16 protein-coding genes are annotated in these 13564 nt (G+C 68.6%); 10 read left to right on the top strand and 6 right to left on the bottom strand.

The features are described from left to right. Positions 1-14 precede the first annotated feature (14 nt). Genes AC1DP3_RS09020 through AC1DP3_RS09005 form a run of 4 tightly spaced genes read left to right on the top strand, consistent with a single transcriptional unit; the run spans position 15 to position 3440 of the window. The gene (locus AC1DP3_RS09020) at positions 15-824 is read left to right on the top strand and encodes an amino acid ABC transporter substrate-binding protein (protein WP_477292820.1); all 810 of its coding nucleotides are present in this window, start codon (positions 15-17) and stop codon (positions 822-824) included. A gap of 22 nt (positions 825-846) precedes the next feature. Beyond that, on the top strand, positions 847-1569 hold the full coding sequence (locus AC1DP3_RS09015; protein WP_477292819.1) for an amino acid ABC transporter permease: 723 nt from the start codon (positions 847-849) through the stop codon (positions 1567-1569). Beyond that, positions 1556-2359, top strand: a complete 804-nt coding sequence (locus AC1DP3_RS09010) for an amino acid ABC transporter ATP-binding protein (RefSeq protein ID WP_477292818.1) — start codon at positions 1556-1558, stop codon at positions 2357-2359. Before AC1DP3_RS09015 ends, AC1DP3_RS09010 begins: the two co-directional genes overlap by 14 nt. Before the next feature lie 34 nt (positions 2360-2393). Then, complete coding sequence (locus AC1DP3_RS09005) at positions 2394-3440, top strand: NAD(P)H-dependent flavin oxidoreductase (protein ID WP_477292817.1); 1047 nt, start codon at positions 2394-2396, stop codon at positions 3438-3440. Positions 3441-3447: 7 nt separating this feature from the next. On the opposite strand, the gene AC1DP3_RS09000 is transcribed toward AC1DP3_RS09005, so the two are convergent. Then, positions 3448-3723, bottom strand: coding sequence for an acylphosphatase (locus AC1DP3_RS09000; RefSeq protein ID WP_477292816.1), 276 nt, complete (start codon positions 3721-3723; stop codon positions 3448-3450). 58 nt (positions 3724-3781) lie between these two features. On the opposite strand from AC1DP3_RS09000, the gene AC1DP3_RS08995 reads away from it, so the two are divergent. Beyond that, positions 3782-4126, top strand: a complete 345-nt coding sequence (locus AC1DP3_RS08995; RefSeq protein ID WP_477292815.1) for an iron chaperone — start codon at positions 3782-3784, stop codon at positions 4124-4126. A 5-nt stretch (positions 4127-4131) separates the two neighbouring features. Here AC1DP3_RS08995 and AC1DP3_RS08990 read toward each other — a convergent pair whose 3' ends face one another. Next, positions 4132-4806: a LysE/ArgO family amino acid transporter gene (locus tag AC1DP3_RS08990; RefSeq protein ID WP_477292814.1), complete on the bottom strand. Its 675-nt coding sequence runs from the start codon at positions 4804-4806 to the stop codon at positions 4132-4134. 70 nt (positions 4807-4876) lie between these two features. On the opposite strand from AC1DP3_RS08990, the gene AC1DP3_RS08985 reads away from it, so the two are divergent. Continuing rightward, positions 4877-5773: a LysR family transcriptional regulator ArgP gene (locus AC1DP3_RS08985; protein WP_477292813.1), complete on the top strand. Its 897-nt coding sequence runs from the start codon at positions 4877-4879 to the stop codon at positions 5771-5773. A 34-nt stretch (positions 5774-5807) separates the two neighbouring features. Here the strand turns inward: AC1DP3_RS08985 and AC1DP3_RS08980 are convergent, their stop codons facing one another. The 3 genes from AC1DP3_RS08980 to AC1DP3_RS08970 all read right to left on the bottom strand — a co-directional run bounded on the left by AC1DP3_RS08980 (position 5808) and on the right by AC1DP3_RS08970 (position 9180). Next, the gene (locus AC1DP3_RS08980; protein WP_477292812.1) at positions 5808-6839 is read right to left on the bottom strand and encodes an NADP-dependent oxidoreductase; all 1032 of its coding nucleotides are present in this window, start codon (positions 6837-6839) and stop codon (positions 5808-5810) included. Positions 6840-6985: 146 nt separating this feature from the next. Then, a complete protein-coding gene (locus tag AC1DP3_RS08975) occupies positions 6986-7444 on the bottom strand; it encodes a MarR family winged helix-turn-helix transcriptional regulator (RefSeq protein WP_477292811.1) in 459 nt (152 codons plus the stop codon). An 11-nt stretch (positions 7445-7455) separates the two neighbouring features. Beyond that, positions 7456-9180: an MDR family MFS transporter gene (locus tag AC1DP3_RS08970; RefSeq protein WP_477292810.1), complete on the bottom strand. Its 1725-nt coding sequence runs from the start codon at positions 9178-9180 to the stop codon at positions 7456-7458. Positions 9181-9342: 162 nt separating this feature from the next. Between AC1DP3_RS08970 and AC1DP3_RS08965 the strand changes: the two genes are divergently transcribed. Continuing rightward, positions 9343-9759 (top strand): hypothetical protein, encoded by a 417-nt coding sequence (locus AC1DP3_RS08965; RefSeq protein ID WP_477292809.1) that lies wholly within the window; start codon positions 9343-9345, stop codon positions 9757-9759. Between the two features lie 137 nt (positions 9760-9896). Here the strand turns inward: AC1DP3_RS08965 and AC1DP3_RS08960 are convergent, their stop codons facing one another. Next, the gene (locus AC1DP3_RS08960) at positions 9897-10559 is read right to left on the bottom strand and encodes a YqaJ viral recombinase family protein (protein ID WP_477292808.1); all 663 of its coding nucleotides are present in this window, start codon (positions 10557-10559) and stop codon (positions 9897-9899) included. A gap of 383 nt (positions 10560-10942) precedes the next feature. Between AC1DP3_RS08960 and AC1DP3_RS08955 the strand changes: the two genes are divergently transcribed. The 3 genes from AC1DP3_RS08955 (at position 10943) to rplL (ending at position 13527) form a co-directional block, all read left to right on the top strand. Continuing rightward, positions 10943-11872, top strand: coding sequence for a hypothetical protein (locus tag AC1DP3_RS08955; RefSeq protein WP_477292807.1), 930 nt, complete (start codon positions 10943-10945; stop codon positions 11870-11872). 680 nt (positions 11873-12552) lie between these two features. Then, positions 12553-13068, top strand: coding sequence for a 50S ribosomal protein L10 (gene rplJ / locus AC1DP3_RS08950; protein ID WP_477292806.1), 516 nt, complete (start codon positions 12553-12555; stop codon positions 13066-13068). Between the two features lie 72 nt (positions 13069-13140). Then, on the top strand, positions 13141-13527 hold the full coding sequence (gene rplL / locus AC1DP3_RS08945; protein WP_477292805.1) for a 50S ribosomal protein L7/L12: 387 nt from the start codon (positions 13141-13143) through the stop codon (positions 13525-13527). The last annotated feature ends 37 nt before the right edge of the window (positions 13528-13564 follow it).

Genomic DNA, 13564 nt, shown 5'->3' with positions numbered 1-13564 from the left:
TCCAGGAGCATCACATGTCCCGCCGTCGCATCCTCACCCTCACTGCCCTCGCCGCAGCTTCCGCAGCCGTCCTCACCGCCTGCAGCGGCGGAGCGGCCACGACGAGCTCGAGCGCCCCCGCAGACGAGTACGGGCTGGTCACGCCCGGCACGCTCACGGTTGCCACGGAAGGCACCTACCGCCCGTTCACGTACCACGAGGACGGGTCGGGCGACCTCGTCGGGTACGACGTCGAGATCATCGAGGCGGTCGCCGACAAGCTGGGCCTCGACGTGAAGTTCGAAGAGACCCAGTGGGACGCGATCTTCGCCGGTCTCGACGCGGGCCGCTTCGACCTGATCGCCAACCAGGTGTCGATCAACGACGAGCGCGAGGCGAAGTACCTCTTCAGCGAGCCGTACACGGTCTCTCCCGGGGTCATCGTCGTGAAGGAGGACGACGACTCGATCTCGAGCTTCGACGACCTGGCCGGCAAGACCACCGCGCAGTCGCTCACCAGCAACTGGTACACCCTGGCTCAGGAGAGCGGCGCCAACGTCGAGGCCGTCGAAGGCTGGGCGCAGGCCGTCGCACTGCTCGAGCAGGGTCGCGTGGACGCGACGATCAACGACAACCTCACCTACCTCGACTACGAGACGACGAACGGCCCGACCGGGCTCAAGATCGCCGCCGAGACCGACGACCCGGCGCTGAACGCCTTCGCGCTCGGCAAGGACAAGACGGCTCTCGTCGACGCGATCGACAAGGCCCTCGACGAGCTGCGTGAAGAGGGCGCGATCGCCGAGATCAGCGAGAAGTACTTCGGCGTCGACGTCTCGCAGTGACCTCACGGCATACTTGTTGCCGATGACCTCCTGGCCGGTGTCCTTCGACACGATCCTGCAGTCCGCCCAGGCCGACTCGGCGGGGGCGCTCTGGCAGCTCTTCCGCGACTCGTTCTGGCCGATCACGCTGGCAGGCCTCACAGGCACCATTCCGCTGGCGGTGATCTCCTTCGCGCTCGGCATGCTGATCGCGTTGGGGATCGCCCTCATGCGGATCTCCGGCAACCCCGTGCTGTCGGGCATCGCGCGCTTCTACGTCTCGGTGATCCGCGGGACGCCTCTGCTGGTGCAGCTGTTCGTCATCTTCTACGGGCTGCCGTCGCTGGGCATCGTGTGGAATCCGTGGCCGTGCGCGATCCTCGCGTTCTCGCTCAACGTGGGCGGCTACGCGGCGGAGATCATCCGTGCGGCCGTGCTCTCGGTGCCGCAGGGGCAGTGGGAGGCCGCCTACACGATCGGGATGCCGCGGCGCACCGCGCTCGGGCGCATCATCCTGCCCCAGGCGGCCCGCGTATCGGTTCCGCCGCTGTCCAACACGTTCATCTCGCTCGTCAAGGACACCTCGCTCGCCTCGCTGATCCTCGTCAGCGAGCTGTTCCGCAAGGCGCAGGAGATCGCGGCGTTCAGTCTCGAGTTCCTGCTCATCTACATCGAGGCGGGCCTGATCTACTGGCTCTTCTGCCTCGTGCTCTCGGCCGGTCAGGGCCGCATCGAGAAGAGACTGGATCGCTATGTCGCCCATTGACGATCCTCTCGCGCCGCCCACGGCCGCCGATGATCGGCCGCTGCTGAGGATCGAGGGCCTTCGCAAGCGCTTCGGCGACCACGAGGTGCTGAAGGGCGTGGACTTCGAACTCCGTCGCGGCGAGGTGGTCGTGCTCATCGGACCCAGCGGCTCGGGCAAGACGACGGTGCTCCGCTCGCTGAACGGGCTCGAAACCCCGGATGCCGGCATCCTAACGGCCGATGGCGGTCCCGTGATCGACTTCTCGGCGCCGCCCGTGCCGGCGGACCGACTCGCGCTGCGCGACCGCTCGGCCATGGTGTTCCAGCACCACAATCTCTTTCCGCACATGACGGTGCTGCAGAACGTCATCGAGGGACCGGTGCGGGTGCAGAAGGTGCCGAAGGCCGAGGCGGTCGCGAACGCCGAAGCCCTCCTCGACCGTGTCGGGCTCTCGAGCAAGCGCGACACCTACCCCTTCCAGCTCTCCGGCGGTCAGCAGCAGCGCGTCGGCATCGTTCGCGCTCTCGCACTCAAGCCCGACCTGCTCCTCTTCGACGAGCCCACCAGCGCACTCGACCCGGAACTCGTCGGCGACGTGCTCAAGGTCGTGAAGGAGCTGGCCGACGAGGGCTGGACGATGGTCGTCGTCACGCATGAGATCGGCTTCGCGCGAGATGCCGCCGACGAGGTGCTCTTCCTCGACGGAGGGGTGGTCGCTGAGCGCGGCACGCCCGGAGAGCTGTTCACCGCACCGAAGGAGGAGCGCACCCGCCGCTTCCTGGATCGGATCCTGCGGCCGCTGGACTGACCCGCAGCGTCTTACCCGGCGGTATCGTCGGCGCATGGCACGCGCGCTGGAGGAGCTTCTCGGCATCGACGAGCCGATCGTCCTCGGTCCGTTCGGCGGACTGTCGTCCGTCGAGCTGACGGCGAGGGTGAGCGAGCTCGGCGGACTCGGGTCGTACGGGCTCTACGGCTATTCGCCCGAGCGCACCCACGACACGATCGACCAGCTTCGCGCGGCCACCGGCCGGCCGTTCGCCGTGAACGTGTGGCTGCCGACGGGCGACGAGGCGACGCCATCCGAACTCGACCTGGCTCCATTCACCTCGGCCCTGCGGCCTCTGTTCGACGCCGCCGGAGTCGTGCCGCCCTCTGCGCCGACGGCCTTCCTGCCCGACATCCGCGACCAGCTCGCCGCCATCCTCGACGCGGCCCCTGCCGCGCTGTCCGTCGTGTTCGGTGTTCCGCAGCCGTGGCTCGTCGCCGCGGCGCGGGCGCGAGGTATCCGGATCATCGGGACGGCCACGAGCGTGGCCGAGGCGCGCCTGCTCGACGAGGCGGGGGCCGACGTGATCGTCGCCACCGGTGCCGAGGCGGCTGGGCACCGCGTGTCATTCCTGCGGCGGCCGGAGGATTCGCTCGTCGGCACCTTCGCCCTTGTTCCGCAGGTCGTCGACGCGGTCGGGGTCCCGGTCATCGCGGCGGGCGGGGTGGCCGATCGCCGGGGTGTCGCCGCCGCCTTCGCGCTCGGTGCCGCCGGCGTGCAGGTCGGCACCGCCTTCCTCCGCACGCGGGAATCGGCGGCAACCGACGGTCACCGTCGTGCGATCGCCGGGGCGGGTGACACCGACACCGTCCTGACGCGTGCGATGAGTGGCCGGCTGGCCCGCGGCATCCCGAATCGAGCCCTTCGAGAGATCGAGACCGCGGGGATGATCGCACCGTTCCCCGCGCAGAACTGGCTGACCGGGGTCTTCCGTGCCGCGGCTGCGCGCACCGGCGATGCCGACCTTCTCTCGCTGTGGGCAGGGCAGGCATCGGCGCTGGCTGTTCACGAGTCGGCCGCGGACGTGTTCGCCGAGCTGCGTGCCGGCGTTCCGCGCTGATGACAGGTCACGCCGTCGGCAGCACCTCGAACCCCCGGTCCGACTGAGGCGTCATGTCGGTGACGCTCGCACTCTCCACGCGCGACCCGGGCGGTCCTTCGGCCATCCAGGCGAGGATCTCGTCCAGCTGCTCGTGCGTCCCCTCGACCTCGGCCTCGACCGTGCCGTCGCGACGGTTGCGCACCCAGCCTGAGACGCCGGCCTCACGCGCGACGATCAGCATCGTGTACCGGTAGCCGACGCCCTGGACATCGCCCGAGACCACCACGTGCAGTCGTTTCATGCCTCCATCGTGCACGTTCGCCCTGGCCGGTGTCGCGGGGAGATGCCAGGATGCCGCCATGGGATCCGTCGACGACTACCTGACCGAGCTCGACCAGCCAGACCAGGACGCCATCGCGCATGTGTACGACCTTGCGCGGGAACTGGTCCCCGAGGCGGAGCAGGGCAGAGGGTACGGGATGCCGGCACTGGTCTACCGCGGCAAGCCCCTCATCTCGGTCATGCGGGCCAAGAAGCACATCGGCGTCTATCCCTTCAGCCCGGCCGCCGTCTCCGCCGTGGCGGAGGAGCTTCCCGCATCAGACGTCGCCAAGGGAACGATCCGTTTCCAGCCCGACCGGCCCCTGCCGGATGACATGGTGCGCCGACTCGTGGCTTCGCGCAAGGCGCAGATCGACGGGTAGCCGGCTCAGGGCATCGCGACGAGGCTCACTCCGAGCGCGATCATCACCACAGCGATGATGCCGTCGAGGATCCGCCACGCCCGCGGCGTCGACAGCCACCGGCCGAGGAAACGGGCGCCGTACGCCAGCCCGAAGAACCAGGCGATGCTCGCGATCATCGCCCCTGCGGCGAAGAGCCACCGGTCGTCGCCGTGGGTGTTGGCGACGGAGCCGAGCAGGAACACCGTGTCGAGGTACACGTGCGGGTTGAGCCAGGTCAGCGCCAGGCATGTCAGGACGACGGGGGCCAGCCGGGTTCCCCGCGCGGTGGCGGTGGTGGTCGGCGCGCCGGTCGGGGCGTCTGCGAGCGGGACGGATACCGCATCCTCCGTCTCGGCGATCGCGAGAGCCTGGCCGCTCGGGCGCCAGGCCCGGCGCGCTGCCAGCACTCCGTACGCGAGGAGGAACGCCGCACCCGCCCACCGAACGACGTCGATGAGCCAGGGGACAGCCGCGAGCACGAGTCCCACGCCCGAGACGCCGAGTGCGATCAGCACGGCATCCGAGACCGCGCAGATCGCGGCGACTGCGAAGACATGCTCGCGCCGGATGCCCTGTCGCAGGACGAACAGATTCTGCGCTCCGATCGCGACGATCAGCGAGAGGCCGAGGCCGATTCCGGCGAGTACGGGGGAGATCACGGTATCGACCGTACGTGGGGACGGAAGATCAGTACAGCTCATGTTTCTTCACCAGCGTTAGTGTGGCTTCATGCGGATCCCGATCGAGCTCGCCGAGACGCTGGCGGCCATCCTGGACGAGGGAACGCTGGAGGCCGCAGCCCGTCGGCTTCACGTCACTCCCTCCGCGGTCAGCCAGCGCATCAAGGCACTCGAGGAGCAGCTCGGCCAGGTGGTGCTGGTCCGCTCGAAGCCGGTGCGCGCGACGGAAGCGGGTGCGGCCGTCGTCCGCCTCGCTCGCCAGGTCGCACTCCTCGAGCACGACGCGCTGGCCCAGCTCGGAGCCGAGGACGAGGAGGGCGCCATCGTCTCGGTGGCGCTCGCGGTGAACGCGGACTCGCTGGCCACGTGGTTCCTGGAGCCCCTCGCGCGGCTCGGACTGCGGCATCCGGTCGTCTTCGAACTGCATCGGGACGACCAGGATTTCACCGCGGGACTCCTGGAGTCGGGCACGGTGATGGGGGCGGTGACCTCCCGGGCGGCGCCCGTCGCCGGATGCCGAGTCAGCCCGCTCGGAATCATGCGCTACGAGGCGGTCGCCACTCCCGGCCACCTCGCTCGCTGGATGCCGGACGGAGTGTCACGCGACGTGCTGGAGCGCGCACCGCTGGTCGACTTCGATCGCCGCGACGACCTGCAGACCCGCTGGCTCGCCGAATGGGAGGTGGCCGCTGACACCCCGCCCCGACACTTCGTTCCCGCCTCCCACGACTTCGCGACCGCGGTGAAGCTCGGATTCGGTTGGGGAATGCTGCCGGACTTCCAGTCGCGCGCCGAGCTGAGCGACGGGCGGCTCGTGCGGCTCGGCGGCACAGCGATCGACGTGCCGCTCTTCTGGCAGCAGTGGAACCTGCGCTCCCCGCTGCTCGACGCGATCGCCGACGAGATCGTCACCGAGGGACGACGGGTGCTCGCGGGGCAAGGCTGATGGCAGCCCGCAGGGGCGGGCGCCGCCGACCTGCCTAGTTGTCGCTCACGCGCAGAACGATCTTTCCGCGCGTGTGGCCCTTCTCGAGCTCTTCATGCGCCTTGGCGGCGTCGGCGAGGTCGAAGACACTGTCGATATAGACCTGGACCGCTCCGGAGTCGAGCAGTCGGCCGACGGTCGCGAGCGCAGTGCCGTCCGGGATGACCTTGTAGCCGGTGGCACGCACTCCCGCGGCGCCGGCGGCTTCGGCATAGCCGGGGAAGGATCCCGTCGGGACGAGCACGTAGAGGCCGCCGGGGCGGATGATCGTCAGCGAGCGGGTGCCGGTCGCGTCGTGTGCGTTGCCCACCAGGTCGATGACGACGTCGACCTCGGAGACGACATCCTCGAAGCGGCTCGAAGAGTGGTCGATGACGGTCGAGGCGCCGAGCTCGCGAAGCCAGGAGGTGTTGCGGGTGGAGCCGGTGGCCGTCACGCGCGCGCCGAAGTACGCGGCGAGCTGCACCGCGAAGTGCCCGACCCCGCCGCTGCCGGCGTGGATGAGGATCCGCTGGCCCTCGTGCGCGTGGGCCGTCTCGACCACGAGCCCCCACGCGGTGAGCGCCGCCAAGGGGACGCCGGCCGCTTCGACGTGCGAGAGCGACGACGGCTTGCGGGCGAGCGAGAGCGTGGGCACGACGGCGTACTCGGCGTAGGAGCCCTGGGTGCGGGGGAAGGGCAGCATCCCGAAGACCTCGGTGCCCGGCGGGAAGGCGTGCGATTCGTACGGCGAACGCACGACGACACCGCTGAAGTCGTAGCCGAGCACCGCGGGGTACGAGCCGATCGCCGCCGACACGCCGGACCCCGAGCGGGTTTTGGCGTCGATGGGGTTGATGCCGGCGGCCACGACGCGCACGAGCACTTCGCTCAGCACGGGCTCCGGTACAGGGAGGGACGCCTCGTGCAGCGTGGCCGCGGGTCCGGGAGCATCGAAGACCGCCGCCCGCATGACCTCAGGCGGGTCGGGCATCGCGATGGGCTCGTCGTTGTGGATCGAGCTCGGACGTAGCGGCCGGATTCGCATCTGGCGCTCCTTCCCTGTGCGTGTCGACGTTGGCAGCACTGGTGCCGTCTGGTGGGGACAGTCAACTCTGTGAATGTCTCCACCGTGTTACCGGGTTGCTACCGGGCCGAGAAGCATGCAGGATGCTGCATCGCCCGCGGCGTCGATCAGGGCGTGGTACCGCGCGAGAGGGCGTGCAGAAGCTCGGTGAGCCGCACGATGTCGTCGACCGACCAGAGGTCGAGAGCATCGATGAGGCCGCCCTCGCGGGGATGCCGTGCAGCGGCCAGACGCTCGAGTCCCTCTGGCGTAGGGGAGAGGAGCACGGAGCGGCCGTCAGCGGGATCCGGCGCGCGGCTCACCAGGCCGAGTGCCTCGAGCTCTCGCACCGTTCGGCTGAGCTGGCCCTTGTCGGCGAGCAGGGTCTCGGCGAGGGCCGAGATCGTGGTCGTCTCCTGACGCACGATCGTCGTGAAGACCTTGTATGCGCCGGGGAGCATGCCCGGGCTCACGCGGTCGGCGTTCACTGCGAGCACCCGCCGGAATCCGGTGATGAGCTCGCCGAACTCGGCCTCGAGGGCCCGCACCGCATCGGTGCGAGCCTCCGAGGACTCGAGTTCAGACATGTCTGCGGACATCAGCGCTGCGAAGACGCCCCGGCTGAGGCATCCGTCGTTCCCTGACGGTCGCCTTCCGCATCCACGGTGCGCATGGTGGCCGTAGCCGTCAGGACATCCATGCCCTCAGCGACCGAGACGGTCGCGAAGTCCGCTTCGCTCGCCTGGATCCGCTCGCTCGTCGTCATGCGGGTCAGTGGCTTGTTCGGGAGGAAGATCACCGCGATGAGGCTGATGATGGCGAACGGCACCGCGATGAGGAACGACTGCGAGATGCCCTGCGCGTAGATGTCCTCGAAGATCACGCGGACGGACTCGGGCATCGTCGAGACCTGGGGGAGCGTGCCCGTCTGCAGCTGGTCGGCGATCTCCGCGCCTTTGGCGCCGAGGGCGATGATGGCCGCCATCAGCTCGTCCTTGGCATCAGCCAGCAGGTTGGTGACACTCGTCGCGAGGGCGGCGCCCATGAGCGAGACGCCGATCGTGCCGCCGAGGCTGCGGAAGAACGTGACGCCCGAGCTGGCGACACCGATCTCGGTCGGCTTGGAGGTGTTCTGAACCACCAGCACGAGGTTCTGCATCGTCATGCCCACGCCGGCGCCGAGCAGGAACATGTAGAGCGACACGAGCGCGAAGTTGGTGTCGTAGTGGATCGTCGAGAGCAGGTACGAGCCCGCGATGAGAAGCACCGAGCCGGTGATGAGATACGGCTTCCACTGCCCGAATCGCGTGATGAGCGCGCCGACGCCGACGGACGACAGCAGGAGCCCTGCGATCATCGGGATCGTCATGAGCCCCGCCTCGGTGGGCGTGGCGCCGCGTGCGAGCTGCATGTACTGGCTGAGGAAGACCGATGCGCCGAACATCGCGATGCCGGTCGCGATCGATGCGATGACCGAGAGCGTGAAGGTGCGGTTGCGGAACAGGCCGAGCGGGATGAGCGGCTCCTTGGAGCGCAGCTCCACCACGATGAACAGCGCCGTCGCGATGAGCGACCCGCCGACCATGAGGACCGTCTCGATGCTCGCCCACTCGAACGAGTCGCCCGCGAGGGTGACCCAGATCAGCAGAAGCGAGACGGCGACCGACAGCAGCACGATTCCGACATAGTCGATTCGCGCCTTCTTCTTGGGCCTGGCAGGCAGATGCAGCGTGCGCTGCAGGATGATCAGGGCCAGGACGGCGAAGGGGAGGGCGACGAAGAAGTTCCAGCGCCAGCCGAGAGTGTCCGTGATGACGCCGCCGAGGAGCGGGCCGCCGACGGTGGCGACGGCCATGACCGCGCCGAAGAGCCCCATGTACTTGCCGCGCTCGCGCGGGCTGATGATGTCGGCCATGATCACCTGGCTGAGCGCTGCCAGGCCCCCGGCGCCGATGCCCTGCACCGCGCGGAACGCGATGAGCGTGGTGGTGTCCTGCGAGAACCCGGCCGCGGCGGTGGCGAGTACGAAGATCGCGATCGCGATCTGGATCAGGAGCTTGCGGTTGAAGAGGTCGGCGAGCTTGCCCCAGATGGGTGTGGAGATCGCGGTCGTCAGCAGCGTCGCGGTGACGACCCACGTGAAGGCGGTCTGGTTGCCCTCGAGGTCGTGCACGATGACCGGCAGCGACGTCGAGACGACGGTCGACGCGAGCATCGACACGAACATGCCGAGCAGGAGGCCCGACAGTGCGGGGAGCACTTCGCGCGCGGGGCGCGGGGCGCCGTCGAGCGCGGCGGGCGCGTGAGGAGAGGCAGAGGACATGCGGATCCTTCGGATCGAGTTCGGAAAGGATGCGCGACGACGTTGGCGCGAAGATGGTTGACATCAATCAACAGTTGAGAAGAGTCAACTATAGACACAATCGTTGAGTCGTGTCAACTATTCCCGCAGGAGCTGTCGGGGGTGGCCGCTAGTCTCGGCGAGGTGATCGAAATCGCACGAACGAGTCGGCTGTCGACGGCGCAGGCGTCGGCGTTCTTCGAGCGGTGGTGCGCGATCGAGACTCATCCCGACTGGGCGCCGAGCATGGAGTACTTCCGGCTGTCCGAGCCGTTCGGCCTCGGTGCACGCGGCGTATCGAAGGCTGTGGGCGGCGAAGAGGCGCCGTTCCGGGTCACTGCCATCGGGCCAGGGTTCGTCTATGCCGACACGACGGAACTCGACGGCGTCGAGCTGACCGTCCACCACGACGCCTCCGCCGCCCCCGGGGGTGCGCTGGTCGAGCTGTCCGCGCGACTAGAGGGCCCGCGAGAGGCGGAATGGGCGCTCAGGATGGGCGACGACGTCCAGTTCAGCCTGGAGCGCGACCTCGCCAGTCTCGCGCGGCTCCTCGAGCACTAGGCTCCTCGAGCGCAGGGCGGTCGGACCGTACGGCGGTCGTCCGCTTGCCTTCCGTGGCGTCGGGCTCGCGTCGCCGGTGGAGTTCAGTCAGGCCCGCGTCGCAGTGGGTGCCGCCCGAGCTCGCGCCGCGGCGCAGCTCAGTCGGCGAGGGCGAGCGCGCGGAAGGGCTGGCGCGGAGGCGCAGGCTGAGGCATCCGCTCGCCATCCGTCGCCCGGACGGCCAGGTGCCGGCGATGCAGCTCATCGATGAGTGCGGTCGCCAGACGGACGAGCTTGGCGATCTCGGCTTCGTCGCGCTCGACCCAGGCGCACCGGGGCTCATCGGCGATGGGCACGAACTCGCTGTGCTGCTCCCACGCGACGAGCGTCCGCTCGGCGCCCAGCACGTGCTGCTGCCACCACACCTGGCGAAGATAGGAACGCGGGATGCTGCGCCACGCCTTGTTGGTGGTCTTGATCTCGGCGAGACTCACGCGGCCGTCGCGGTCGACGCCGATCCCGTCAGGGGTGGCGAGGTGGCGCTTCTCGACGACCGCGTGGAACAGGGCCGACGACGGCTGGATGCCGTGGGTCGCGGCCACCCATCGGGCGATCTCGGGCTCGCGCTGGCGTCCGTGGTCGGTGTACGCATTGCCGGAGAAGCCCGAGCCCATGAGCTTGGCGTCGGCCGCACGGGGGATCGCGTTCGCCGACGTCAGTGCGGCGACGTCCGTCGCCGTGATCCCGCGGGACCTCGCCCGCACCCACGCGACCCGATCGCGGGAGTCCGCGACGATGCGTGCGGCGAGCTCAGGTGTCACGCGTTCCACCGTACGCCGCGTCCCCGACGTCCGCCGCCGCGACACCCGAGGGTTCCACACCGCCGAGAGGACTTCTCCTGCGGCTGGGGTGGGAAATGGTTCCCGGCCGTCCATCGCCCGTGCGATCGCCGACTGGACACGCCATTCGCGCGCGCGACGGGGGCTCTCGGTGAGAGCTCGGGCTATGGATGTCTACCGAGTGTTCCCGGCTGCTATGCGGGCGCACACCTGGCCGCTCCTGCACAACGGCTTGGCCAGCGGGAGATTGCACGGGCTGGGCGGGCGGGCTCATCGTGCTGGGCGGGTGCCTGGATGCTGTGGGGATGCCGCGACACGTGTCTCCCGACGAGGCGCGCGACGCGGTGCGAACGCGTGGGGAACTCATGACACGCGGCTGGCGACAGCGAGACATCGAGAGTGCGGTCCGCGCGGGCGAGATCATTCGGCTGCAGCAGAACCGGTATGTGCGCGAGAGGGTGTGGCGTGACCTCTGGCCAGAGTCGCGACACCTGATTCAGGTGGTCGCGGCGCACGCCGAGATGCGCGGGGGCGGCGCCGTGGCTTCTTACGAGTCGTCTGGCGTGCTCCACGGCATCCCGCTGTATCGCCATGTGCCGGAGCGTGTGCATGTCACACTTCCCACAGGGGGTAGGTCCTCGAGTCGTGTGGGTCTCATACGGCACCGCGAGGAGCTCCCTGACGAGGACACGGCCGAGCGCGGCGGGATCCCGTGCACATCGCTCGAGCGGACGACCTTCGACGCCGCCCGCACCCTCAGTTACGAGGCGGCTCTCACGTTCGCCGATGCGGCACTGCGACAAGTCGCCTGGTCGGAGGATGGATACGACTTCAACCTGGCGGAGGCTTGGCGGTCGCAGATGCTTGAACGCGTCGGGCGCTTCCCTGGTGCCCGGGGAATCCGGCAGGCGGCGGATGCGATCCGGTTCGCCGATGGCCGCGCTGAACTGCCGGGCGAGAGCGTCACCCGATTGCAGCTCGCCCGGCTCGGCTTCACGCAGTTCGAACTCCAGGTTCCGGTGGCGGGGCCGAACCGGTCGGTGTACCGCGTCGATCTGGACCTCGAAGAGGTCGCGACATTCCTCGAGTTCGATGGACACGGCAAGTACCTGGCAGAGTCGCTTCGCTCAGGCCGCTCCCTCGACGATGTGCTCCTCGCTGAGAAGCGCAGGGAGGACTGGATTCGCGGGGTCACACAGCGACGGTTCGTGCGTGTCGAAGATGCGCACATTGGATCCGCCGAGGCGCTGGCGTCCCGGCTCGCTGCCTTCGGCATCTCCATCCCTGGTCGTTGAGCGCTGCGGCTCGGTCGCGGGTGCCAATCGGCCGGGCGCTCGGTCATCCCGGTGCCCGTAGGCGCTCACCCGTGCAGTAGGGGTGGCGGGCTAAGCCAGATGACGCCATGGCGCGGCCTCCGGCGTCTGCGACCGTGCGGAGAGCCGGGTTCCGAGACGTGAACTTCCCTCGCACCTCGTTGATCGCCCGTGCGATCACCGAGCGCCCCCGCTATGCAGGCGCATTGCGGGGGCTGCCGGCGAGAGCACGGGCGATCGGCAGGAGTCGAGGAGGTCTGCCGGTGTGCCGAGATGATCAAACGAGTCCCGTCGCGTCGAGATCTGTCCAGCGGTGGAGCGACGCGGGCGCATCGAGATGAGTCAACGAGCAGCACTATGCGGGCGACTTCGATGAGTCAACGCCGCGATTTGGGCGGGGGCGAGGGATCGGGTAACCTTGACGCAAGCCGAAGACCGCTGGTCATCGTGTGCGCGCAAGTGCACAGGATTGAAGCTCTGCAATGCAGGGGCCCGCGCAGGTGTACGAACGAACTCCCAATCGGGAACCAGCTCCGTGCGCTTGCGCCGGAGCTTTTTTCATTGTCTGGCAGACCGGATGCCTCGGCCGACGCCCCGCCACTGCGGAGCGTCTCGTACACCCACCTCGCGGGTCCGTCCCGCGAGGCGATCAAGGAGTGGCCATGGCGCAGAAGGAAGCATCGGTCGCCGAGCTCACGAAGAACTTCGAGGACTCGACCGCCGTTCTGCTGACCGAGTACCGCGGTCTGACGGTTGCCCAGCTCAAGGAGCTGCGCAACAGCATTCGTCAGGACGCGGAATACGCCGTGGTGAAGAACACGCTGACCAAGATCGCCGCGAACAACGCGGGGATCACGTCGCTGGACGACGACCTCAAGGGTCCGTCTGCCATCGCGTTCGTGCACGGTGACCCGGTCGCCGTCGCGAAGGGTCTTCGTGCCTTCGCCAAGGCACACCCTCTTCTCGTGATCAAGGGCGGTTTCTTCGACGGAAACCCCCTGACCGCGGATGAGGTCAACAAGCTCGCCGACCTCGAGAGCCGTGAAGTCCTGCTGGCGAAGCTCGCCGGCGCGATGAAGGCCTCGCTGACCAAGGCGGCATATCTCTTCAACGCTCCGCTGTCGAAGGCCGTTCGCACGGTCGACGCGCTGCGTGAGAAGCAGGAGTCCGCGGCCTGACGTCAGGCCCGGTGACAAACCGGTCAATGAGTAGGCCGCCTAGCGGCCGTATCGAAACACAAGGAGAAAATCATGGCAAAGCTCAGCACTGAGGAGCTTCTCGAGGCGTTCAAGGAGCTCACGCTCATCGAGCTCAGCGAGTTCGTCAAGGCCTTCGAGGAGACCTTCGACGTCACCGCCGCCGCGCCCGTCGCGGTTGCCGGTCCGGCCGCCGCCGGCGCCGCTGCCGCCGAAGAGGTCGAGGAGCAGACGGCGTTCGACGTCATCCTCGAGGCCGCCGGCGAGAAGAAGATCCAGGTCATCAAGGTCGTCCGCGAGCTCACCTCGCTCGGCCTCGGCGAGGCCAAGGCCGTCGTCGACGGTGCCCCCAAGGCCGTGCTCGAGGGCGCGACCAAGGAAGCCGCCGAGAAGGCTCAGGCAGCCCTCCAGGAGGCTGGCGCTACGGTTACCCTCAAGTAATCTCAGCATCTCGCTGTCGAATGCCCCGGGCTCACGC

This window comes from Microbacterium sp. P5_B6, from assembly GCF_056400345.1.
This window is presented reverse-complemented; position numbering and strand designations above follow the sequence as displayed.

Excerpts from the sequence above, each read along its gene's own strand:
- AC1DP3_RS09020 (WP_477292820.1), top strand. The coding sequence starts at position 15 with ATGTCCCGCCGTCGCATCCTCACCCTCACTGCCCTCGCCGCAGCTTCC.
- AC1DP3_RS09015 (WP_477292819.1), top strand. The coding sequence starts at position 847 with ATGACCTCCTGGCCGGTGTCCTTCGACACGATCCTGCAGTCCGCCCAG.
- AC1DP3_RS09010 (WP_477292818.1), top strand. The coding sequence starts at position 1,556 with ATGTCGCCCATTGACGATCCTCTCGCGCCGCCCACGGCCGCCGATGAT.
- AC1DP3_RS09005 (WP_477292817.1), top strand. The coding sequence starts at position 2,394 with ATGGCACGCGCGCTGGAGGAGCTTCTCGGCATCGACGAGCCGATCGTC.
- AC1DP3_RS09000 (WP_477292816.1), bottom strand. The coding sequence starts at position 3,723 with ATGAAACGACTGCACGTGGTGGTCTCGGGCGATGTCCAGGGCGTCGGC.
- AC1DP3_RS08995 (WP_477292815.1), top strand. The coding sequence starts at position 3,782 with ATGGGATCCGTCGACGACTACCTGACCGAGCTCGACCAGCCAGACCAG.
- AC1DP3_RS08985 (WP_477292813.1), top strand. The coding sequence starts at position 4,877 with ATGCGGATCCCGATCGAGCTCGCCGAGACGCTGGCGGCCATCCTGGAC.
- AC1DP3_RS08980 (WP_477292812.1), bottom strand. The coding sequence starts at position 6,839 with ATGCGAATCCGGCCGCTACGTCCGAGCTCGATCCACAACGACGAGCCC.
- AC1DP3_RS08975 (WP_477292811.1), bottom strand. The coding sequence starts at position 7,444 with ATGTCTGAACTCGAGTCCTCGGAGGCTCGCACCGATGCGGTGCGGGCC.
- AC1DP3_RS08970 (WP_477292810.1), bottom strand. The coding sequence starts at position 9,180 with ATGTCCTCTGCCTCTCCTCACGCGCCCGCCGCGCTCGACGGCGCCCCG.
- AC1DP3_RS08955 (WP_477292807.1), top strand. The coding sequence starts at position 10,943 with ATGACACGCGGCTGGCGACAGCGAGACATCGAGAGTGCGGTCCGCGCG.
- rplJ (WP_477292806.1), top strand. The coding sequence starts at position 12,553 with ATGGCGCAGAAGGAAGCATCGGTCGCCGAGCTCACGAAGAACTTCGAG.
- rplL (WP_477292805.1), top strand. The coding sequence starts at position 13,141 with ATGGCAAAGCTCAGCACTGAGGAGCTTCTCGAGGCGTTCAAGGAGCTC.